Source organism: Sphingomonas sp. (genome assembly GCF_051962185.1).
GTDB lineage: Bacteria > Pseudomonadota > Alphaproteobacteria > Sphingomonadales > Sphingomonadaceae > Sphingomonas.
In genome coordinates, this window is record NZ_JBQCCN010000200.1 from 56,611 (window position 1) to 77,984 (window position 21,374).

15 protein-coding genes and 1 pseudogene are annotated in these 21,374 nt (G+C 67.3%); 4 read left to right on the forward strand and 12 right to left on the reverse strand.

Annotation, left to right across the window (positions count from 1 at the left end; all coding sequences use genetic code 11):
• Positions 1 to 5: 5 nt before the first annotated feature.
• Entirely contained in the window at positions 6 to 848 is an 843-nt protein-coding gene (locus tag ACTHJR_RS12750) for an aldose 1-epimerase (protein WP_440523619.1), read from the forward strand.
• A 98-nt stretch (positions 849 to 946) separates the two neighbouring features.
• Here the strand turns inward: ACTHJR_RS12750 and ACTHJR_RS12755 are convergent, their stop codons facing one another.
• The 6 genes and pseudogenes from ACTHJR_RS12755 to ACTHJR_RS12780 form a co-directional block, all read right to left on the reverse strand.
• Entirely contained in the window at positions 947 to 1,996 is a 1,050-nt protein-coding gene (locus ACTHJR_RS12755; protein ID WP_440523620.1) for a LacI family DNA-binding transcriptional regulator, read from the reverse strand.
• Positions 1,997 to 2,068: 72 nt separating this feature from the next.
• Positions 2,069 to 2,407 carry a hypothetical protein gene (locus tag ACTHJR_RS12760; protein ID WP_440523622.1) on the reverse strand — a complete coding sequence of 113 codons (339 nt, stop codon included), beginning with the start codon at positions 2,405 to 2,407 and terminating at the stop codon, positions 2,069 to 2,071.
• 70 nt (positions 2,408 to 2,477) lie between these two features.
• Positions 2,478 to 2,888, reverse strand: a pseudogene (locus tag ACTHJR_RS12765) (lysophospholipase); the annotation flags it as partial.
• Between the two features lie 2 nt (positions 2,889 to 2,890).
• On the reverse strand, positions 2,891 to 4,489 hold the full coding sequence (locus ACTHJR_RS12770; protein WP_440523608.1) for a family 43 glycosylhydrolase: 1,599 nt from the start codon (positions 4,487 to 4,489) through the stop codon (positions 2,891 to 2,893).
• Positions 4,490 to 4,601: 112 nt separating this feature from the next.
• Positions 4,602 to 8,057 carry a TonB-dependent receptor gene (locus ACTHJR_RS12775; protein WP_440523609.1) on the reverse strand — a complete coding sequence of 1,152 codons (3,456 nt, stop codon included), beginning with the start codon at positions 8,055 to 8,057 and terminating at the stop codon, positions 4,602 to 4,604.
• A gap of 35 nt (positions 8,058 to 8,092) precedes the next feature.
• Positions 8,093 to 9,190, reverse strand: a complete 1,098-nt coding sequence (locus ACTHJR_RS12780) for a pectinesterase family protein (RefSeq protein WP_440523621.1) — start codon at positions 9,188 to 9,190, stop codon at positions 8,093 to 8,095.
• A gap of 164 nt (positions 9,191 to 9,354) precedes the next feature.
• Here ACTHJR_RS12780 and ACTHJR_RS12785 point away from each other — a divergent pair, with 164 nt between their 5' ends.
• The 3 genes from ACTHJR_RS12785 to pelA are packed head-to-tail and all read left to right on the forward strand — an operon-like array spanning position 9,355 to position 16,170.
• Complete coding sequence (locus ACTHJR_RS12785) at positions 9,355 to 11,721, forward strand: glycoside hydrolase family 95 protein (RefSeq protein WP_440523610.1); 2,367 nt, start codon at positions 9,355 to 9,357, stop codon at positions 11,719 to 11,721.
• Between the two features lie 22 nt (positions 11,722 to 11,743).
• Positions 11,744 to 14,848: a sugar-binding domain-containing protein gene (locus ACTHJR_RS12790; protein ID WP_440523611.1), complete on the forward strand. Its 3,105-nt coding sequence runs from the start codon at positions 11,744 to 11,746 to the stop codon at positions 14,846 to 14,848.
• Between the two features lie 17 nt (positions 14,849 to 14,865).
• On the forward strand, positions 14,866 to 16,170 hold the full coding sequence (pelA, locus tag ACTHJR_RS12795) for a pectate lyase (RefSeq protein ID WP_440523612.1): 1,305 nt from the start codon (positions 14,866 to 14,868) through the stop codon (positions 16,168 to 16,170).
• 21 nt (positions 16,171 to 16,191) lie between these two features.
• On the opposite strand, the gene ACTHJR_RS12800 is transcribed toward pelA, so the two are convergent.
• The 6 genes from ACTHJR_RS12800 to ACTHJR_RS12825 form a co-directional block, all read right to left on the reverse strand.
• Positions 16,192 to 16,596 carry an MAPEG family protein gene (locus ACTHJR_RS12800; RefSeq protein ID WP_440523613.1) on the reverse strand — a complete coding sequence of 135 codons (405 nt, stop codon included), beginning with the start codon at positions 16,594 to 16,596 and terminating at the stop codon, positions 16,192 to 16,194.
• A 22-nt stretch (positions 16,597 to 16,618) separates the two neighbouring features.
• Positions 16,619 to 17,365, reverse strand: a complete 747-nt coding sequence (locus tag ACTHJR_RS12805) for a DUF4336 domain-containing protein (protein WP_440523614.1) — start codon at positions 17,363 to 17,365, stop codon at positions 16,619 to 16,621.
• 109 nt (positions 17,366 to 17,474) lie between these two features.
• Complete coding sequence (locus ACTHJR_RS12810) at positions 17,475 to 18,374, reverse strand: amidohydrolase family protein (protein WP_440523615.1); 900 nt, start codon at positions 18,372 to 18,374, stop codon at positions 17,475 to 17,477.
• Between the two features lie 202 nt (positions 18,375 to 18,576).
• Positions 18,577 to 18,969: a cupin domain-containing protein gene (locus ACTHJR_RS12815; protein WP_440523616.1), complete on the reverse strand. Its 393-nt coding sequence runs from the start codon at positions 18,967 to 18,969 to the stop codon at positions 18,577 to 18,579.
• A complete protein-coding gene (locus ACTHJR_RS12820; RefSeq protein WP_440523617.1) occupies positions 18,966 to 20,327 on the reverse strand; it encodes an NAD-dependent succinate-semialdehyde dehydrogenase in 1,362 nt (453 codons plus the stop codon). The genes ACTHJR_RS12815 and ACTHJR_RS12820 overlap by 4 nt, the downstream gene beginning before the upstream one ends.
• A partial coding sequence (locus ACTHJR_RS12825) for an isocitrate/isopropylmalate dehydrogenase family protein (protein ID WP_440523618.1) occupies positions 20,324 to 21,374 on the reverse strand: 1,051 nt, incomplete at its 5' end. The genes ACTHJR_RS12825 and ACTHJR_RS12820, both read right to left, overlap by 4 nt.

Consider the following 21,374-nt stretch of genomic DNA (forward strand, 5'->3'; position numbering starts at 1 on the left):
GCGGCATCGACCTCCGCGCCGGTGCCGCGACGGCGCGCGTGCTGCCCGATCTGGGCGGCGCGGTCGCGGAGTTGCGCGTCGCGGGGATCGACCTGCTGCGCCCGGCGCCCGACGGAACCGGCGACCCGCTGGCGTGCGGCTGCTTCCCGCTGATCCCCTACGCCAACCGCATTGCCAACGGGGCGTTCGCGTTCGCCGGCGAAGAATATTGGCTGCCGCGCAATTTCGGCGACCATCCGCACAGCCTGCACGGACTCGGCTGGCAACGGCCGTGGCAAGTCGAGATGCAGGGCGGCGACGAGCTGCTGCTGACGCATGTCCATGACGGCGGTCCCGGCTGGCCCTGGCGATACCAGGCGACGCAGCGCATCCGGCTGTTTCCCGATCGTATCGTGCTGACGCTGACCCTGGCCAACCATGGCACCACCCCGATGCCCGCGGGGCTCGGCTTCCATCCGTATTTCCCGCTCGATGAGGAGACGCGCCTGAGCTTCGAGGCGGCGGCGGTCTGGCTGGTCGACGATACGCTCCTGCCCGTCGGCAATGCCCCGGCGGAGGCGCTGGGCGACTGGTCGAGCCCGCGCGCCGTGCGTGGAGAGACGTTGATCGACAATTGCTATGCAGGCTGGTCGGGCGCCGCGGCGATCGAGCAAGGCGCCGTGCAATTGTCGCTGACCAGCGGCGGCGCCGACTGGCTGCACGTCTATCGCCCGCCGGGCGAGAGCTATTTCTGCCTCGAGCCGGTCACCCACATGCCCGATGCGCTCAACCGCGATGCGCCGATGCCGGTGCTGGCGCCGGGCGATAGCGTCGCGCTGACGATGGCGCTGGGCTGGAGCGGGATCTAGAGAGATTTCGACGCGGGTGACTCACCCACCGGCCAGGAAATCGCGCCAAACCGCAAACCTGGAGCGGTCGGCCCGATACAATCGGACCGTGAATCGCTCTAGCCGCGAGGCGGCGCGTCGGACTGGCGACGGACCAGATCGAAATCGAGCACCAGATGCTGGGGCGCGCCGCTCTTGCCGTTCTTGCGGTCCTTGATCTCGCGCACCAGCAGTTCGACCGCCGTCCGCGACATCTCGACGATCGGCTGGCGGATCGTGGTCAGCTCGGGCCAGATCGTCGTCGCCAGCGCGGTGTCGTCGAAGCCGCACACGGTCAGGTCGCGCGGCACGTCGAGCCCGCGGCGATGCGCGACCGCGACCGCGGCGGCAGCCATATCGTCGTTGCTCGCGAAAATCGCCGTCGGCACCTCGGCGAGCGTCAGCAGTCGCTCCGCCGCATCGAGGCCCGAGCGATAGGTGAACAACCCTTGCACGACCAATCCGTCGTCCCCGGCGATCGCGGCCTGCTCCAGCGCGGCGCGATAGCCGGCGAGGCGCTCGGCGCTGGCGGTCTGATTGGGATTGCCGATGATGAAGCCGATTCGGCGATGCCCCAGCTCGATCAGATGCCGCGTCATGTCGAACGCGGCGCGGCGGTCGTCGATGCTGACCGCCGCCATCGTCTCGGCCGGGCGGCCGGTAGCGACGGCGACCGCGGGGATGTCGTGCTCGGCGACCGCCGCCAGCACCGGCTTGGCGTCGCACAAGGGCGGCGGCAGGACGATACCGTCGACCCGGCCCTGGACGAGATGGTCGATGACCGATTGCTCGAGCGCGTCCTCGTCGCATTTCTCGACCACCAGTTGGACGTTGCTGCGCGCCGCCTGGTCGAGGCTGCCGACCAGGAATTCGCTGAGATAGGCCGAGCTCGGGTTGCTGTAGAGCAGCCCGATCCGCACTTCCTCGCCGCCGGCGAGCGAACGCGCGGCGGCGCTGGGCGCGTAATTGAGCTTGCGGATGACCTCGTTGACCAGCGCGCGCGTACTCTCGCGCACATTGCTCTCGCCGTTGATCACGCGCGACACGGTCATCGGCGAGACCCCGGCCGCCGCCGCGACATCGCTGATCGTCGGCGCGTTGCGCTGTCGTCGCGACGAGCGATGGGTCATGCGATCTCCGGCCACGCCGTCACCTATGGCCATCGCGACGCGGCAATCAAGCAGGCGATTGGCCGGCGCAACTCAAGGGACGAGCAACGGGCGCATATCGGGTATGGCGACCGACAATTCGCGCGTGACCATCGCCGCGAAATAATCGGCGCCGGCGACGCCGAGATGGGTGTGATCGAACGTGAGCAGGGGCTGAGCCATCGGCTTGACCATCACCTCGGTCGATCGCGGCGACGCGGCCGGCATGGTGCCGGATGCGCCCGGCGGGACTTCGGCGAAGCGATCGGCGGCGGCCGATCCCATCGCGCCGACCGCGGCCGCGCTGTCGGCGTTGAGGTCGAGCAGCGGCACGTGCATCTCGGCCGCGACCTTGCGCACCGATGCCGCCCAGGGGGCGAGGTCGTTGACCAATTTGCCCTCGACGAAGCTGCGCCGGGGTGAGCGGAGTGACCAACACCGGCCTGGCCCCGGCCGCACGCGCCTCTTCGACATAGCGTTTCAGATTGGCGGGAAATTCGGTCGCGAGGTCGGTCGATCGGCCCGGCTTCCCCGGCTGGTCGTTATGGCCGAACTGGATCAGCACCCAGACATCGCGATACCCCGGCGTCTTCATCTCGCCGAGCGCCACTTCCCACGACCCTTCGGCGCGGTAATTGCTCGTGCTGCGCCCGCCGCGCGCCAAATTCACGCAGGCCATGAACGAGGTGACGTGATAACCGCAAAAGCTCGGTCCCCAGCCGCCGAATACCGCCGTGGTCGAATCGCCGATCAGGATGATCTTCGACGGCTGGATATGCCGCGCCGGCTCCGGCGCGGCGGGAGCGCTAGCGGTCTGCGCGGCGACCGGAGACGCGGCGGTCAGCAAGGCGGCGGCGAAAGCGACACGGATCATGGTCACAGAGCCTCATAAGTGAAGTTGCCGAATCGCGCCTCGCCGGCACCGGCCGAATAGAGACCGGGGCGCAGCATCAGGAAGCCGCCGCGGACATTGTGGTGATATCCCGATACTTCCATGCCGCGATCGAACCTGCGCCACGTCCTGCCGCCGTCGCCGCTGGTATGGATCGCGACGATATGCCGCTTGTTGGCGATGCGGATGCGCATCTTGCCGCCGTGCGGATTGGCCGGCCGGCCGCGTTCCATGCCATATTGGTGCGTGACGAAACGGTGCTCGTCGAAGCCCAGCCCGCAATAGAGTTTCTCGTCATAGAACAGGACCAGGCCGGCGGTGCCGCCCGGCGCGATCTCGACATCGCATTCGAATTGATAGGCAAGGTCGCCGGCGATGGTCAGCAAGGGCGACGAATCGACCGGCGCGGTGCCGCTCGCCTTCATCACCAGGCTGTTGCGCTCGATCCGCAAGCGATCCTTTTCGGCCGGCCCCGGCTTGAAGAAATTCCACCGCGCGCCGAGGTCGAGCGTCGCGAAATCGTCCGACAGGCGCAGGCCGTGCGGCAGCTTCTCGCCGCCCTTCGGCTTGGCGATCGGCCGCGACAGATCGCCGCCGGTCATCCGGAACCAGCCGTCGGGCGTCCATTGCACCGGATCGAGCAGCGCCTGGCGCCCCAGGGTCCAGAAGCCGTTCTCATAACCGTGATAGAGCGACCACCAGCTCCCGTCGGGTGCTTCGACCAACGATGCGTGGCCGCGCGACCACCATTTCTCGTCGTTGCTGACGGTACGCACGACCGGGTTGGCCGGGCAATTCTCCCACGGCCCGTGGATCGATTTCGAGCGCGCGACGATCACCATATGGCCGGTCGGCGGTCCCGCCGTGCCGCCGACCGCGGTGATCATGTAAAACCAGGCGCCGTGGCGATGGATCTTGGGGCCTTCGGGCGAGAAGCTCTCGACATCCCATTCGGGCGGGTAGTGCCAGGGATCATAGACATGCTCGACCTTGCCGACCGTCGACAGCCCGTCGTCGGCCAGCCGGATGCGGTCGCCGCCCGACAGGAACAGCCAGCGCGATCCGTCCTCGCCGACCGCGTGGCAGGGATCGATATGGTTGGGCATCTTGAGATCGATCGGGTCGCTCCACGGCCCGTCGATCGAGTCCGCCCAGATCACCCAGATCGAGTTCGGGCTGCCCTTGGTCGGGATGTACAGGAAATAGCGATTGCCGTGCTTGGCCAGCGACACCGCCCAGACCGAACCGATGTTTGTCGTCAGCGCCGGTTTGCGCGGTTGCCAGTTCACCAGGTCGCGCGAATGCCAGATGGTCAGGCCGGGATAGGAATCGAAGCTCGAGAAGGTCAGGTAATAATCGGCGCCGTCCTTGAGCACCGCGGGGTCGGGATGATCGCCGGCCAGCACCGGGTTGAGGAACCGCCCGTCCCCCAGGTCGGCGATGCGCTGATTGTCGAGGCCGCGTTGCCAATCGATCGCTTTGGTCGACGCAGCCGCCCCTGCCCCGCTCGCGACGCGCGGCGCCAGCGCGGTCGCGCCGCCGGCCAGCGCCAGGGCAAAGGCATCTCTTCTGCTGACGGTCATCGGCTGTCCTCGTGTCGGCGTCGTTCGATCGGGTAAAAATACCCGCCGGTATGCGTGGTGCATACCGGCGGGAAGGTCCGTCCCAGGGAAATGTGGACGGTATCGGGCAAGGTCAGAAGGTCACGCGCGCGCCGATGCGATAGACTCGACCCGAACTCGCATATTGGGTCACGGCATTCTGGCCCTCGTAAGCGTAGCGGTTGCTCGTCTGGTTGGTCAGGTTGAGCGCTTCGGCGGTGATCGCGAAGATCTTGAAGATGTTGAAGCTCAGCGACGCGTCGACGTTGGTCGTCGCCTTGCTGTAGACGAAGTCGTTGATCAGCGGCCCGTCGCACCCCGCCGACTCCACCGTGCCGACACCGGCCACGCCGCTGCCGACCGTGCTCAGCCCCGGGCTGCAGGCGCCGGCCGAGATCGGATAGGCGGTGCTGTAGCCCTTGCGATGCGCAACCGAGATGCGCGCGCGGAAGCCCTTGTCCTCGTAGAAGAGGGTCGCGTTGAGCGCTTGCGGCGACACGCCGAGGAACGGCCCCTTGCCGAGCGTCTGCGGCTTGGAGGCCGAGCCGGGGTCGAGGATATAGGTCAGCTGCGACTTGATGTAGGTGTAATTCACCAACGCGCCGAAATTCTTGAGGAAGCCCGGCAGGAACGTGAAGTTCTGCTGATAGCTGACCTCTACCCCGCGCAGATAGCCGCCCGGCGCGTCGCGATACTGGCGCGCGGTGAAGACGTAATTGTTGTCGAGATAGGCGAGCTGGTTGAGGTTGGTATATTGCGCGCGGATCGCGGCAATCGCCGAGGGATCGCCGACCAGGTCGGACAAGGGTGCGGAGAACAGCACCGTCTGCGGGAAGCTCGAAATCTGCTTCGAGAACACCGCCACCGACAGCAGGCCGCCCTTGGCGAAATACCATTCGACGCTGGCATCGAGATTGGTCGAGCGGAACGGGCTGAGCTTGGGATTGCCGATCGTCAGCGACGCCCCGGTCGTGCTGCCGTCGTTGGGGATCGAGATGCTGGTGATGGTCGGCGACAGGTTGCCGAGCAGCGGCCGCGCCATGACCTTCGACGCGCTGAAGCGCACCAGCAGGTTGCGGATCGGCTCGTAGGTCAGGTTCATCGACGGCAGCCAGTCGGTGTAATTGTTCTTGCCGACGATCGGCCGCCCCGCCTGCGAGGTGCCGGTCGAGGTAAGGTCGGTGATCGCGACGCGAGTGCCGGCATTGCCGCGGAGCGGGTGCCCGAACAGGTCGGTCTTGAAGTCGAATTCGAGATAGAAGCCCTTGTCCTTCTCATCGACGCCGTAATTGTTCTGCCCGCCGTTGCGAAGCGTGGTCAGGCGCCAGTCGCCCCATTTGTTGATGCAATTGCACTCGAACCCGAGCAGGTTGTTGAACTTGTCGAGGTCGGGAACGACGAAGCTCGTCGGGGTGCCGTCGGGCACCTGGATGCCGGTGCCGAACGACACGATCTTGCTGTTCGCCGCAGTGGTCGACCCGGCCTCGAGCAAGGTCGGGTTGAGCGTGTCGGTGTTGCGCTCGGCTTGCTGCGTGTAGAAGCCGAATTCGCGGATATTGCCGCCGAAGCCGATGTTGAACTGGTCGTTGACCTGCCAGTCGAAGTCGACCTTGCCGCCCTTGTAGGTGTTGCGGACATAGCGTTCGTAATGGCGGATCGCCGAGAAGCCCTTGACCGTCTGCCAGTTGTTGGGATCGGCGACGTCGAAGCCGAAATCCATCTTGGGCATGGGCCCGTCGCCGCGTTCGTCGAACACGAAATTCTGCGGCGAATTCATGCGGTTGAACTCGACCAGCAAGCCAGTCGAGTAGTTGACCGACTTGGACTGGCCATAGAGCGCGCTCATCTTGAACTTGTCGCTGAATTCGTGATCGAGCCGCGCCGATCCTTGCCAGAAGGTGGTGGTATAGGCGCTGTAATCGACCGCCGAGCGGAAATCGACGTTCCTGAGCACCAGGTAATCGGCCAAGCCGTTGTCGACATTGGCGTCGAGCACATCGACTCCTGGGCGACCGATCAGCTCGCCGCGATAGGCTAGGCCATTGGACGACGGAATGTACCCGACCGAATTGGGATTGTTGTAATAGTCGTAGGGATCGAGATTGTTGGGATTGGTGCTGAAGATGTTCGCATTGGCCGGACTCTTCGCCCCCGGCGTAACCGCCGCGCTGCCGAGTACCGCCGGCACCAGATTGCCATTGGCGTCCAGCGCCGTCGCGAAAGCCGGCGTGCTGCCGTATAGTGACGAACCGCAATCCTGGGCAGGAACGATAGCGCTACCGGCATTGGGCGTGCAGAGTCCCGGATAGGCGCCGCGCGCGGTGCCCGGTTCGAGCCGCCCAGTGGCATTGTTGTACGTCGCATTGGTGTTGTTGCGGTTGAGCCCGACCGGGGAGAGCTGGTCGTTCTCGCTGATGTTCTTGAATCGCGAATAGAGCCCGTCGATCGACAGCCGGGTCTTCGAAGAGATGTCCCATTGATACGAGCCGGTCAGGCCCAACCGCTGGTTCCTGACTTGCTGGTGGGTCAGCGACGGCAGGGCGGGAATGCGGACCTGCGAGTCGTCGAACCGACCCGGCGTGTTGAACGGCGCGCCTGGGAACAGCTTGGCGTAAGCGACCGGATCCGATCCGGTCTGGAAGGCCACAGCGTCGGGATTGTTGTAGGGCAACGCGGTCCCGGCCGGCGCCGCGAAGCCGGCGCGCTGCGGAACGCCTTCGCCGACGAACTGGCTGCCGCGGTAGAGATAGTCCGACGCGCCGGGCGCGCGCTGATATTGGTCGATGATGTTGATCTCGCGGTTGTAGGCGCCGGAGAACAACAGGCCCATGCGCTTGTCCTTGCCGAACCGGACCGAGGCCAGGCCGGCGATGCGCGGATTCACCTTCTTGCTGTTCTGATTGTAGCTCGCCTGGGTCGAAAGCGCGAATTTCGAGCCCTTGTAGTCGAACGGCTTGCCGGTCACGAGATCGATCGTCGCGCCGAGCGAGCCTTCGTCGGTCTCCGCCGACGGCGTCTTCTGGATGCGCAGCGAACTGAACAGCTCGGAGGCGAAGGTATTGTAGTCGAACGCGCGGCTGCGGTTGGGTGAGGTACCCGAATCGTTCGAGCCGGCGGTCGACAGCGCCTCCATCCCGTTGAGGCGCGTGCGGTTGAAGTCGCCGCCCAGGCCGCGCACGGTGATGCCACGTCCTTCGCCATTGTCGCGATCGATCGACACGCCGGGCAGGCGCTGGAGGGATTCCGCCAGGTTCGAATCGGGGAAGTCGGCGATGTCCTGGGCGTTGATCTCGTCGATCTGGACGTCCGAATTGCGCTTGTCGTTGAGCGCCGAGGCGATCGAATTGCGGAAGCCGGTGACGACGATTTCCTTGGCGCCGCCGCTATCGGCGGTTTCGGTCGTATTCGCACCGGTGCCGGCGGGTGCGCCGGCCTGTTGCGGGTCGGCCGTCTGGCCATGCGCGGCTTGCGCCACGAACAAACCGGCGAACGCCAAAGCCGGCAGAGATACCGTGCTGATCGCGCGCTTGCGGATCCTGGTGTCGAACATTCCTAATCCTCCCTTTTTTCGTCTTTCGGTGCTCGTCAGCCGCGCCAGTCCCCAAGAATGGCGCGCGGGGTGAAGTGGGCCGCCTGGGCGGGTGTCAGGATGCGACGCCCGGTCGCGGCCGGGCCGGCGCCGGGGCCGCGGCTGGCGAATTCGAACAGGCGGGCGTCGGCCGGCTGAAACTGGCGTTTCCGCCCTTCGGGATCGGTGAACCCCATCGAGGTCCAGCCCTCGGCGCGGATATGGGCGTCCATCCAGCAGCGCAGGAAAGCCGAGGCGCCGACCAGCTTCATGTTGCCGCCCGCGCGCCACGGCCGCCCGAGATAGGCCGAGCCATCGGGCACACCCGCCTCGCGCGCTATCCGGCAATCGCTGAACACCAGGCCGTACGGCTGGTCGAGCGGCGTGCTCGGTGCGGTCAGATAGCCCTGGTTCTCGGCATTGGGTACCAGCCGCGTGACGATCTCGCATTGCTCGAACAACGCCGCGGCGCCACCGAAGATGAAGTCGATGCAGCCCGAGATCCGGCAATGGGTGAAATGCGCGCGGCCCTGGACGTAGAGCGTATCCTGATAGCCTTCGATCACGCAGCCATGGACGCGCGAGCGGTCGGCGTTGCGCGCGAGCGACAGCGCCACCGCTTGCGCGCCACCGCTGGCATGGGTGACGCGGTCCGCGAGGAAATCGAAATTGTTGCGGATGGTTAGGTTGCGGAGCGCGACGCCCGCCGCCTCGACCGTCAGCGACGCCGATCCGCCCGTCCCCCATTTGCCGCCATCGGGCCGCGCGAGTCCGGCCGCCGCGCCGAACGCGATGACCGATTGCGGCCCGGCGCCCTCGATCGTGACATTGGGCGTGCGCACGATGCATTTTTCGACCAGCGTGCCCGGCTCGATGCGGATGCGGAAAGGCCGGCCGCCGGCGCGATCGGCAAGCGCCAGCGCGGCGGCAAGGGTCGGCACATTACCGTTATGACCGACGGGATCGACGATCGCGTCCCAGGAAGGTCGCGGCGCGGCAGCAGCGACATAAGGCGCCACGCCGAGCGCAATGCCGCCGGCGAGGAAACCACGCCGGTCGACAGCGCGATCGCCGCTCGATCTCGCGATCCGGCCAAGGCCGGACTCCTGAGTCATGCCGCCCAAGATTCTCTCCCCATGCGGTCGTTGCCGCCTGTCGATCGGCAGAATCATAAAGTTCCGCCTTGAATGGTAGCGGTATCATTATATAACGCGGCTTGCAAGTGATACCGGTATCATAAACCAAAACGCGCCGGGATCGGGACGAGAAGGAGGGGACGATGCGCCTGAAGCACGGGCTGGCCGACATGACGCGACGCGGTGCGCTGGGATCGCTGTCGATCGCCGCGGCCTTGCCTATCACGCCGCGTGCCTGGACGGCCGCGCGCGGTCCCCGGCCCTCCCCGCTGACGCTCTGGTACACACAGCCCGCCGCCGTCTGGACCGAGGCGCTGCCGGTCGGCAACGGTCGACTCGGCGCGATGGTGTTCGGCGGCACCGCGCATGAACGGCTGCAACTCAACGAGGACAGTCTGTGGGGCGGCGGCCCCTACGACCCGGTCAATCCCGCGGCCAAGGCGAACCTGCCCGAACTCCGCCGGATGATCTTCGCCGGCCAATATGCCGAGGCGGAGGCGTTCGCCAACGCGCACGTCATGGCGACGCCGCTACGCCAGGCATCGTACAAGTCGGTCGGCGATCTCGCCATCGACATGCCGGGCCTGACTGGCGCGACCACGGAATATCGCCGCTCGCTCGATATCGACGCCGCCCTCGCCGAGACGCGGTTCACGATCGACGGCGTCACCTACACGCGCCAGGTCATCGCCTCGCCGATCGACCAAGTCATCGCGGTGCGTCTGTCGGCGAGCCGACCGGGGCGAATCGCGGGCCGCCTCTCCTTCACCTCACCCGAAAAGGCGTCGCAATCGGTGAGCGAGGGTACCGATACGCTGGTGTTGAGCGGCCGCAACGACCCGGAAGGCGCGATCCCGGGCGCGCTCAGGTTCGAGGCGCGATTGCGCGCGCGAGCGCACGGCGGAAAGGTCCGCGCCGAGGGCAATGCCCTGGTCGTCGAGGGTGCCGACGAGCTGATTCTCCTGATCGCGATGGCGACCAGCTATCGGCGCTATAACGATGTCAGCGGCGATCCGACCGCGATCACGCGCGCGCAGATCGCCAAGGCATCGGCGCGTCCCTTCGCGGCGATCGCCGCCGACGCGGCCGCCGAGCATCGCCGCCTGTTCCGCCGCGTCGCGATCGATCTCGGCCGCACCGCGGCGGCCGACCTGCCGACCGACGTCCGCATCAAGCAATCGGAGACGGTCGCCGACCCCGCGCTCGCCGCGCTCTATTTCCAATATGGCCGCTATCTGCTGATCTCGTGCTCGCGGCCGGGCGGCCAGCCGGCCAATCTGCAAGGGCTGTGGAACGAGAGTCCGCACCCGCCCTGGGGCGGCAAGTACACGATCAACATCAATACCGAGATGAACTACTGGCCGGCGGAGCCGGCCGCGCTTCCCGAATGTGTCGAGCCGCTGATCCAGCTGGTCCGCGACATCGCCGAGACCGGCGCGCGGACCGCGCGCGAGATGTACGGCGCACGCGGCTGGGTGTGCCACCACAATATCGATCTGTGGCGCGCGACAGCACCGATCGACGGCGCCAAGTTCGGGCTTTGGCCGATGGGTGGCGCGTGGCTCTGCACGCACCTCTGGGCGCATTACGATTACAATCGCGATCGGGCCTATCTCGCCTCGGTCTATCCGATCCTGCGCGGCGCCAGCCTGTTCTTCCTCGACACGCTCCAAGTCGATCCCAGGACCGGGCATCTCGTCACCAATCCTTCGATGTCGCCGGAGAATGGCCATGGCCACGGATCGTCGCTGATCTACGCGCCGACGATGGACATGGAGATCTTGCGCGACCTGTTCGACCAGACCGTCGCGGCCGCCGACATCCTCGGCCAGGATGCCGATCTCGCCAAACAGGTCGCCGATACGCGCGCGCGCCTGCTACCGCTCCAGATCGGATCGCAGGGTCAGCTCCAGGAATGGCCGATGGATTGGGACATGGAGGCGAACGACCTCCACCATCGTCACGTCTCGCATCTCTACGGCCTGTTCCCCAGCCATCAGATCGACGTCGTCCGCACCCCCGAGCTGGCGCAGGCCGTCAAGAAATCGCTCGAGATCCGCGGCGACAAGGCGACCGGCTGGGCGACCGCGTGGCGGCTCAATCTCTGGGCGCGGCTGGGCGATGGCGATCACGCGTATGCCATCCTGTCGTTTCTGCTGGGGCCAGAGCGCACCTATCCCAACATGTTCGACGCCCATCCGCCGTTCCAGATCGACGGCAATTTCGGCGGCACGTCGGGGATCACCGAAATGCTGATGCAATGCCAGGACGACATCATCGACTTGCTGCCCGCCCTCCCCAGCGCCTGGCCGACCGGCTCGGTCAGCGGGCTGCGTGCGCGCGGCGGCTGCACGATCGACCTTGCCTGGCGCGACGGCAAGCTCGTCCGCGCGACGATCGCCGGCAAGGAACGCGGCCGGCGGACGGTCCGCTATGCCGGCCATTCGATCGTGGTCGACATCGTCCCGGGCACCGCGGTGCCGCTGCGCCCCGCGCGGTTCGCGGCCTGAAACCAGGATCGGAGAGAGAGCGATGGAGCTGGATCGGCGCGGGTTTCTCGGGGTGGCGGCGGGCGTCGGCATGGCAGCGGGGTTCGTCGGCACGACCCACGCGGCGCCGGTGCTGCTGGAGGTGCCCGACGGCGGCTGGAAATTGTGGCTCGACCGCGAGGCGCGCTATCTCGACGACCGCATCTTCCTGCCGTCCGAGGTCGATCTCGCCGCGCTGCCGGTCAATCCGCCGACCGGCGGCTGGCCGGTGCTCGCGGCGGCCAAAGCACTCAACGTGATCTTGCCGACCACGGTCGAGGAGCATTGCTGGGGCGCGTTCGGCGAGCGGCCCTACACCGCCGACGAATATCGCTATGCCGAGGACGATCCGGTCCCGCAGAACGGCGCCTATCGCGGTGTGTCCTGGTGGTATCGCGATATCGACATCCCGGCGGCGGCGCGCGGCAAGCGCGTCATGCTCCACCTGCGCGGCGCGCGGATGCGGGCGGAAATCTATCTCAACGAGACACTGGTCGGCTATTCGATCATGTCGGAACTGCCGATCGATTGCGACCTGACCGCGGCGATGCAGCCCGGCCGGCCCAACCGCCTGGCGATCCGCATCACCAATCCCGGCGGGCGCTACGACTGGCGCGATTCGACGACGATCGACTGGGGCGGCGCGAAATTGTTCCTGTCGCATGGGTTCGGCGGGCTCGACCGCGGCATGACGCTGAGCGCGCACCCGATCGATGCGCGCATAACGGACGCCTGGGTGCTCAACACGCCCGACCCGCGCACCGTCACCGCGCGGATGGAGATCGCGTTCGACAAGCCGCCGCGCGACATCGCCGCCTTGAAGGCGCGCGCGACGCTCGCGCTGCTCGACCCCGATGGAGTCTCGGTCCCCGCCGCGGCCAAACTCGACATGCTGACCCTGAAGGGCAAGGTGGCGACCGCGACCTTCACCCTCCGCGCCGCCGAGGCGAAACTGTGGGACCTGGGCAATCCCAACCTTTACGTGGCGCGCTTCGGCTGGGGCGAAGACACGCGCTCGGTCCGCTTCGGCTTCCGCTGGTTCGCGCCCGACGGCATCGGCAGCAATGCGGTGCTGCGGCTCAACGGCCGCCGCGTGCGGCTCTATTCGGCGATCTCCTGGGGCTATTGGGGCTATAACGGCCTGTGGCCGACGCCCGAGCTGGCGCGGCGCGAAGTCACCTCGGCCAAGGCGCTCGGGCTCAATTGCCTCCATTTCCACCGCAATGTCGGCAAGGCCGAAGTGCTCGCCGCGCAGGACGAGATGGGCCTGCTGCGCGTGATGGAGCCCGGCGGCGGCCGCTTCGCGATCGGCCGCGACCCCAAGCCCGGCGAGCGATCGTCGCCCGCCGACCGCTTCAGCCGCGATTTCCTGGTCGAGAAATGCGTGGCGATGGCCAAGGCGTTCCGCTCGCATCCCTCGCTCGTCCAATACACGCTGCAGAACGAGCTGTCGGCCAATCTCGCCAATCCCGATGTCCAGGCGGTGCTCAAGGCGATCCACGACACCGATCCCAGCCGCACCGTCGTGCTCAACGACGGCTTCGTCCAGCGCGGCGCGGCGCAGGCGATGTACCTGCCCTATGACGATCATTTCTTCCGCTCGGACAAGGAGCAATGGGGCGACTGGTGGAACAACCACCAGGGCGCCGGCGACCAGTGGTACGACAAATTCTACCAGGGCAAGGACGATTACATCCATCGCCAGACCGGCAAGCCGTTCATCGTCGAATTCGGCGAGATGGAAGGCTGCGCGGTGGCCGACAATCACGCGAGGATGGTCGCCGATATCGAGAAGCGCGGGCGATCCTACGACCTCGCCGACCATCGCGCGATCCTGACGGCGACCGATGCGTTCCTCGACACATGGGGATTTCGCAAGGCCTTCCCGACCGCCGAGAGCCTGTTCCTGTCGATCGGCCGCAAAGCCTATGAGAGTTGGCAGAATTACCTCGAGAACATCCGCATCGGCGACGAGGTCGATATCGCATGCATCAGCGGATGGGAGTCGACCGCGATCGAGAACCATTCGGGGATCGTCGACAATCTGCGCTATTTCAAGGCCGACCCGGAGTTGGTCCGCGCCAGCCTGTTGCCGGTCCGCCCGATCGCCAAGCAGCGGCGGCTGGTTTATGCGATCGGCGAGAGTGCGAGCCTCGACCTCTATCTGTTCAACGACAGCGGAGAGCAGGCGCCGGGGACGTTGCGCCTGTCGGTGACCGGCCCCGACGGCCGGGAACGTGAGGTCGGGACCTACCCCGTTCCGGTGTTCGAACCCGATGTGATGCGGCACCTGATCGCCGAGCAGGTCGCCTTGTCAGCCTTCGCCCTGCCGGGCGCGCATCATGTCCGCTTCGCGCATTCGGCGCAGCCCGACGCGACGTTCGAGCGTACGATGTGGGTCGTCGCGCCGGCGGCGAAACCGGCGCGACCGATCCGGATCGGCGTCGCCGGCATCGGCCAATCGCTGCGTACCCAGCTCTCCGCGCTGGGCGGCATATCGATCGAGGATTGGAAGCCGGGCGGCCGCTATGACGGCATCGTCGCGCAAGGCCTGAAGGCCGACGAGATCGCGCGGCGCCAGGTCGGCGAGCAGACCGGGCTCGAGGCGCAACCCAAGAAAGGCGAGAAGCCCAAGCTCGTCCTCGGCGAGATCGATGCGGCGGTACTCGACGCGGTGAAGAATGGCACGCCGCTATTGGCGCTGGTGCCCGAGGACGGGCTGGCCGACGGCGTCGCTCGCCAACTCTCGGCGCTCGGCCTGTTCGGCTATCACGGCCAGGTCGGCGATTTGCGCGCGCCGTGGATGGGCAATTGGAATTACCTGAGCGCGCATCCCCTGTTCGACGGCATCCCCGCCGACATGGCGACGAGCGTGCTGCACCAGGTCGAAGGCCAGGCGTCGAACGGGTTGCTGGTCGATGGCGAGGGCGTCGAGATCATCGCCGGCTACAGCCGCGACCACGACCGCCGCAACGGCGCCGCCAGCCTGATCGCGCGGCGCGGCGGCATGCGCGTCGCGGTCCATCGCATGCCCGATATGGTGGCGCCGTTGCAGCGCCGGTTCCTGGAAAATGCGGTTCGCTGGCTTGCCGCCGGCGACCGCGCGTGACGGTTAGAGGGAGAAAGATGATGCGGTTTGTGGCGATAGCGCTCCTGCTGGGCAGCGCGCTCACGGCGACGACGATGGTCGAGGCGAAGGTCATCGGCACCATGGCCCCGGCGGCGCCGATCACCGACGCCCGCATCGCCACCTTGCCCGCCGGCCAGCGCGCGGACTGGACCGCCTATCTCGCCAGATCGCGGGCGCTGATGGCGGCCGACAAGGCGGCGCTCGCCGCCGAGCGCGGCAATGGCGCCTATCCCCCGGCACCGCATCCCGGCAAGTCGGGCGGCAGCGGCATGCCGATGGATCGCCCAGCCGTCTGGTACGGATCGGCCGAGGCGCGCCACGTCGCCGACAATATCGTCAGCTTCCAGACCCCCGCCGGCGGCTGGGGCAAGAACATGGACCGCAGCGGCGCGCTCCGTCTGCGCGGCCAGCATTACGTACCGATCGAGAATTTACCGGCCAATGCTCGCGAAGACATCAAAACCAGCGATCCGAGTTGGGCGTATGTCGGCACGATCGACAATAACGCGACGACCTCCGAACTCCGCTTTCTCGCCCGCGTCCAGGCGCAGGTGCCAGGAAGCACCGGCCAACCCTATCGCCAGGCTTTTCTCAAGGGCGTGCACTATCTGCTCGAGGCGCAATTCCCCAATGGCGGCTGGCCACAAGTCTATCCGCTGCAAGGCGGTTATCACGACGCGCTGACGTTCAACGACGACGCATTGGCGCTGGTCGCCAATCTGCTCGCCGATGTCGGCGCGCGGCAAGGCGATTACGCCTTCGTGCCCGCCGCGGTCGCCGCCGACGCGAGGGCGGCCGACGCCCGCGCCGTCGCGGTCATCCTCAAGACCCAGGTCATGGTCGGCGGCAAGCGCACCGTCTGGGGCCAGCAGCACGACGCGCTCACCCTGGCGCCCGCCGGGGCGCGCAATTTCGAGCCGATCGCCTTGTCGTCGGACGAGAGCGCCGACCTGCTGATGTTCCTGATGAAGCGGCCCAACCCCTCGCCGGCGATGGTCGACGCGGTGCGCGACGGCATCGCCTGGCTCAACGCGCATGCGCTCTATGGCGTCGAATGGCTGCGCGATGAAAATGCGACTGGTGGCCGCCGGCTGATCGCGAAGGACGGCGCCGGCCCGCTCTGGTCGCGCTATTACGACATCGCCACCGGCAAGCCGATCTTCGGCGACCGCGACAAGACGATCCATGACGATGTCAGCGAGATCAGCGCCGAGCGCCGCAACGGCTACAGCTGGTTCAACACCGGCCCGGCCAAGGCGATCGCGGCCTATGCCAAATGGCCGTACGCCGTACGCAGATGAGGCGGGCGTGCCCGGTAACGCTCACGCCTGGCCGGTCGCCAGCAGATAGACGATCCGCCCCATCGCGCCGAGCACCAGGATGGTCGCGGCGAACGCCTGGATGGCGAAACCGGGGAAGCGCCTTTCGGGCGCGGCGACATAGCCGATGAAATAGACGATGCGGCCGACGATCCAGATCGCGCCGAGCACGGCCGCCCAGGTCGCGTTCCAATAGATCGCGAACAGCCACATCGCCGGAAGGAAGATCGGCATCCATTCGACGGTGTTGACGTGCGCGCGCGCGGTACGCTCGAGCACCGGATCGCCGGTCATCGCCGGGGGCAGGATGCCCGCCGCGATATGCGCGCGCGACACCCGGAACGCCATGACGAAGACGAGCAGCCCGGCCGAGAGCGTGACCAGCGCGACATGAGCATAGGATTGCATGGAATCCCTCCCTTCTTGCGACCTACAATACAAAGCGAAAGGCGCGGTGCAATTCGTCGACCGCGCCGGTCGGATACCAACGGCCATGCGCCATGATCAGCCGTTCGGGCGCCCAGCCGATCATCGTCTCCACGTCACGTCGCAGCGCATCGTGACGGCCGCGAAAGCTGAACCTGATGTCGGAGGGCGGCCGCCCGTCGGGATCGACCACGCCGCCGATATGGGACAGCCAGCGATAGAAACGCGACCGGAAGCGCGATTCCTCGAAATTCTCGATCATGTCGGTCATGATCAGGGTGCGTGACGGGCGATGGAAGAATTCGGCCTCCATGATGACTCGCGATCCCGTGACGACCAATTGATCGATCGCCCCGCCCCATTCGGGCGGCGGCGCCTCGCCGAGCATGCGATGCGGCGGCAAGCGGTGCCGCGCGCCGCGCGCCATGCGCGATACCGCCCAGACGCGGGCGGCGGGGAACAGCACGCTCCAGTCCTTCACCCACCAATAATGTATGGTGTTGGGCGCGATCAGGTCGGTCACCGGCCCGAGCGCGCGCACTTGCTCGACCAGCGCAACGTCGGCCGGAGTCGGCGAATGCAGCCACAGCCCGCCGTCGGGCAGGCGGACGACGGTCATCCGCGTCGGGAAGGGAATCCTGAGCAAGGCGTAGCGGAAGCGGATCTCGGGCCCGTCGACGATCCAGATGTTCTCCGCCACCGGCTTGAGCACGCCGAGCGGATCGTAGGTCCGGTAACCATCCTGCGTCATCGAACGCTCCCTCCCGCGAATGCCAATGCGCGGGCGGCCAACGCGCTCTCCGCCAGGCTCGCCGCAACCGGTCCGAACGGCCAGCGTCGCGATCGTCCGCTATCCACCGTCAGCCCGCTTCGGGCGGCAGGCCGAGCAGCTTCTGCACATTGTCGTGGAACACCGCGCGCTGTTCGGCGGGGGTCAGACCGAGTCGCCGCAAGGCCGCCGCCGCGACCGCCGGCGTATCGACCGGCCAGTCCGAGCCGAACAGGAAATGGTCCATCCCGATTTGTCGCATCGTCCACAGCAATTCGGGCGCCATCGGCGATTCGGCGAAGGCGCTGACGGTCGCGGAAGTATCGAACCAGACATTGCCGCCCATGTTGAGCTTCTTGATCTGGGCGAAGGCGATCGCCTCGCGGAACTGGCTGAACCCGATATGCGCCAGCACGAGCCTGGACTTGGGATGCTTGACCGAGAGCAGCAGGAACTTGCCCATCTCGTTCGCATCCCACGGCTTGTAGCTGTCGAACAGGCAGACCAGGCCAAGTTCGCCCGCCTTTTCCACCACGGTGTCGACCGCGGGGTCGGCGACGTCGAAATTCTGCGTGTTGGGATGGAATTTGATCTCACGCACACCGAGCTTGGCGAGCCGTTCGAGTTCGGCCAGCGCCGGCGCGCCGTCGAGCGGATGGACCGAGGCGACCGGGTAGAAATGCCCGCCGCTTGCCTTGGCCGCGGCGATCACCGCGTCGTTCTGGCGCCGCGTCGCCGCCATGTCGCCGCGCCGGGCGATGACGATCAGCGCGCTGCGCGTGACCCCGGCGCTGGCGTCGATCTCGCGCAACGCCACCGTGCCGATCGGCTGGTTGTCGAGCAGGCCGTCGTCGGCGCCGAGGCGGAGATGGGCATGGGCATCGGTGATCGGCCCCGCATAGCCGCCGACCGCCGGTCCCGCGGCGTCGCCGGACGCCGCGACCGCCAGCGAGGCCGCCAACGCCAGCACGGTCTTGATCCCTGCGCGCATCTGCCTTCCCCCAATCGAGCCTTGGGTTCATTATGGAAGACGGAGCGCTGCGGGCAAAGCCTTGATGAGCGGCCCCGGGACCCGGGATTGAGCCGGCCCGCGGCAGCGGTCTTCGAGGGGAGTGGTCGAATGGCAAAAGACCGCCCGAGCCCTTCTCACGATCCCCGCGCCAGCGGGGATGACGAAGAAGAAGTAGCGCTTCCTACCGCTCCTCGTCGATCCGCGTCGTCACGCCGGTCGCGACGATCGTCCGCGTCGCATCGATCGAAGCATAGGTCCAGAAGATCGCCATCTCCTCGCTGTCGGACGTATTGCGGAAGCAGTGCGGGATCTCGGCGGGAATCCAGCTTGTATCGTTGGGCGCCACCGGATGATCGGTGCCGTCGATATGCGCGACGCCGCTGCCCGACAGCACGATCACGCATTCCTCGCAATTGTGCGTGTGGAGCGGCACCGCGGCGCCCGGCGCGATCCGGGTGATCCCGGTCAGCATCGCGCGCGAGCCGCGGCCGGCGGTGACGAGCGGGGTGGTAACGATGCCGCCGCCGCGATCCTTGACCGGCAGGCCCTGCGGCGTGAGGACGATCGGAGTCATGCGGCGCTCCGGATGGTCTTGGCGTTGGTGAATTCGCGCAGGCCCAGGTCGCCGAGCTCGCGGCCATAGCCCGAGGCCTTGATGCCGCCGAACGGCACGCGCGGGTCGGAGGCGACCATCGCGTTGACGAACACCGCGCCGGCATCGATCCGCCGCGCGAGGTCGAGCCCGCGCTGGGTATCCCGCGTCCAGATCGAGGCGCCGAGCCCGAACGCGGTGCGGTTGGCCAGCGCCACCGCTTCCTCGCTGTCGCGGGCGCGGACGATCGCGGCGGCGGGACCGAACGTCTCCTCGTCGAACGCCGCCATGCCGGGGATGACGCGGTCGAGGATGGTCGGCCGGTAGAAATAGCCCGGCCCCTCGCCAGCCGCGCCGCCGATCACCGCGCGCGCACCGGCGGCTACGCTGCGCTCGACCTGGTCGGCGATCGCGGCGCGCAGGTTGGCGCGCGCGAGCGGGCCGAGCGTCGTGCCGTCGGCGGTCGGATCGCCCAGCACCAGCGCGCTCGTCTTGGCGGCGAACGCCTCGACGAACTGGTCGGCGACGGCCGCCTCGACGATGAAGCGTTTGGCGTTGACGCAGCTTTGCCCGGCATTGGTGAAGCGCGCGGTCACCGCCATCGCCGCGGCGCGGTCGATATCGGCATCGGCGAGCACGACGAACGGGTCCGACCCGCCGAGCTCGAGCACTTGCTTCTTGAGCGCGTTGCCGGCCTGGCCCGCGACGATCATCCCGACCTGGGTCGACCCGGTCAGCGTGACCGCGGCGATACGCGGATCGGCGATCAGCCGGGCGACGGTGGTGGGCTCGACGCGCAGGCTGGCGAACAGCCCGGCCGGCGCGCCCGCTTCCTTCACGATCCGCTCGATCGCCATCGCGCATTGCGGGACATTGGCGGCATGTTTGAGGATCGCGCCATTGCCCGCGGCGAAGGCGGGCGCCAGGAAGCGCACGACCTGCCAGATCGGATAATTCCACGGCATGATCGCGAGCACGATTCCGAGCGGCTCATAAGCGACGAACGCGCCGGGTGCGCCCGCGACCGGCGCATCGGCGAGCATGCCGGCGGCGGCATCGGCATAGAAATCGCAATTGAGCGCGCATTTCTCGACCTCGGCCCGCGCCTCGCCGATCGGCTTGCCCATTTCCTCGGTGACGAGCGCGGCGAGCGTATCGCGCTCGCGGCGGAAGCCTTCGGCCAGCCGCTTGAGCAAGGCGCGGCGCTCGTCATGCGCGGTCCAGCGCCACGCGCGCTGCGCCGCCACCGCGCGGTCGAGCGCGGCATCGACCGCGTTGTCGTCGTGCAACTCGAATTCGGCGATCGTCGCGCCGGTCGCGGGATTGATCGTGGCGTTCACAGTGCGGCGACCACGGCTTGCGCGAAGGCGTCGGTACCGAGCGGGCCGCCGACGTCGCGCGTCCGGCTCGCCGGATCGTCGAGCACGCGATCGACCGCCCGCTCGATCCGCGCCGCGGCCGCGGTCAGCGCGGCATCGTTCTTCCGCCGCCCGAGCCAGTCGAGCAGCATCGCGGCCGACAGGATCAGCGAGGTCGGATTGGCCATGCCCTTGCCGGCGATGTCGGGCGCCGATCCGTGCTGCGCCTGCGCGACGCAGATGCTGTCACCGGCATTGATCGATCCACCGAGCCCGAGGCTGCCGCTCAGCTCCGACGCCTCGTCCGACAGGATATCGCCGAACATGTTGGTGGTGACGATGACGTCGAACCGCGCCGGGTCGCGTACCAATAGGGCGGCGGCGGCATCGACGATGACTTCGTCGAGCGTGACCGCCGGGAAATCGGCGGCGACCGCGCGGACTTCACGCAGGAACAGGCCGTCGGTCAGCTTGAGCACATTGGCCTTGTGCACCACGGTCAACCTGCCCGAGCGCGCCGCCGCGATCTCGCACGCCGCGCGCGCCACACGGCGCGAGGCGGCGCCGGTGATCTTGCGGATCGAGAAGGCGCTGTCGGGATCGGGCATGAACTCGCCGGGGCCGGCATGCATCGAGCGGTCGGCATAGAAGCCTTCGGTATTCTCGCGCACGATGACCAGATCCATCGGCTTGCGCAGCACGCTCAGACCCTCGCGCGAGCGGCACGGGCGGACATTGGCGTAGAGCTGGAACCCGGTGCGCAGCGCCGCCGACGGATTGGGCTGACCGGCCGGATAGGTGTAATGCGACACCGGCCCCAGGATCACGCCATCGGCCTCGGGCACCGCCGCCATCACCGCGTCGGGCAGGGTCGATCCCGACGCCGCTAGGCTGGCCTCGCCGATCGCCATTTCCTCGAACGCAACGCCCTCGCCCACTGCGGCGCGGACGACCGCGATCGTCGCCTCGGTGATCTCCGGCCCGATCCCGTCGCCGGGCAGCACCAACAGCCGCGTCATCGGCCGACCG

Bases quoted from the DNA above. Each gene is read 5' to 3' on its own strand.
- ACTHJR_RS12755 (WP_440523620.1), bottom strand. From the start codon at position 1,996: ATGACCCATCGCTCGTCGCGACGACAGCGCAACGCGCCGACGATCAGC.
- ACTHJR_RS12770 (WP_440523608.1), bottom strand. From the start codon at position 4,489: ATGACCGTCAGCAGAAGAGATGCCTTTGCCCTGGCGCTGGCCGGCGGC.
- ACTHJR_RS12775 (WP_440523609.1), bottom strand. From the start codon at position 8,057: ATGTTCGACACCAGGATCCGCAAGCGCGCGATCAGCACGGTATCTCTG.
- ACTHJR_RS12780 (WP_440523621.1), bottom strand. From the start codon at position 9,190: ATGACTCAGGAGTCCGGCCTTGGCCGGATCGCGAGATCGAGCGGCGAT.
- ACTHJR_RS12785 (WP_440523610.1), top strand. From the start codon at position 9,355: ATGCGCCTGAAGCACGGGCTGGCCGACATGACGCGACGCGGTGCGCTG.
- ACTHJR_RS12790 (WP_440523611.1), top strand. From the start codon at position 11,744: ATGGAGCTGGATCGGCGCGGGTTTCTCGGGGTGGCGGCGGGCGTCGGC.
- pelA (WP_440523612.1), top strand. From the start codon at position 14,866: ATGATGCGGTTTGTGGCGATAGCGCTCCTGCTGGGCAGCGCGCTCACG.
- ACTHJR_RS12800 (WP_440523613.1), bottom strand. From the start codon at position 16,596: ATGCAATCCTATGCTCATGTCGCGCTGGTCACGCTCTCGGCCGGGCTG.
- ACTHJR_RS12805 (WP_440523614.1), bottom strand. From the start codon at position 17,365: ATGACGCAGGATGGTTACCGGACCTACGATCCGCTCGGCGTGCTCAAG.
- ACTHJR_RS12810 (WP_440523615.1), bottom strand. From the start codon at position 18,374: ATGCGCGCAGGGATCAAGACCGTGCTGGCGTTGGCGGCCTCGCTGGCG.
- ACTHJR_RS12815 (WP_440523616.1), bottom strand. From the start codon at position 18,969: ATGACTCCGATCGTCCTCACGCCGCAGGGCCTGCCGGTCAAGGATCGC.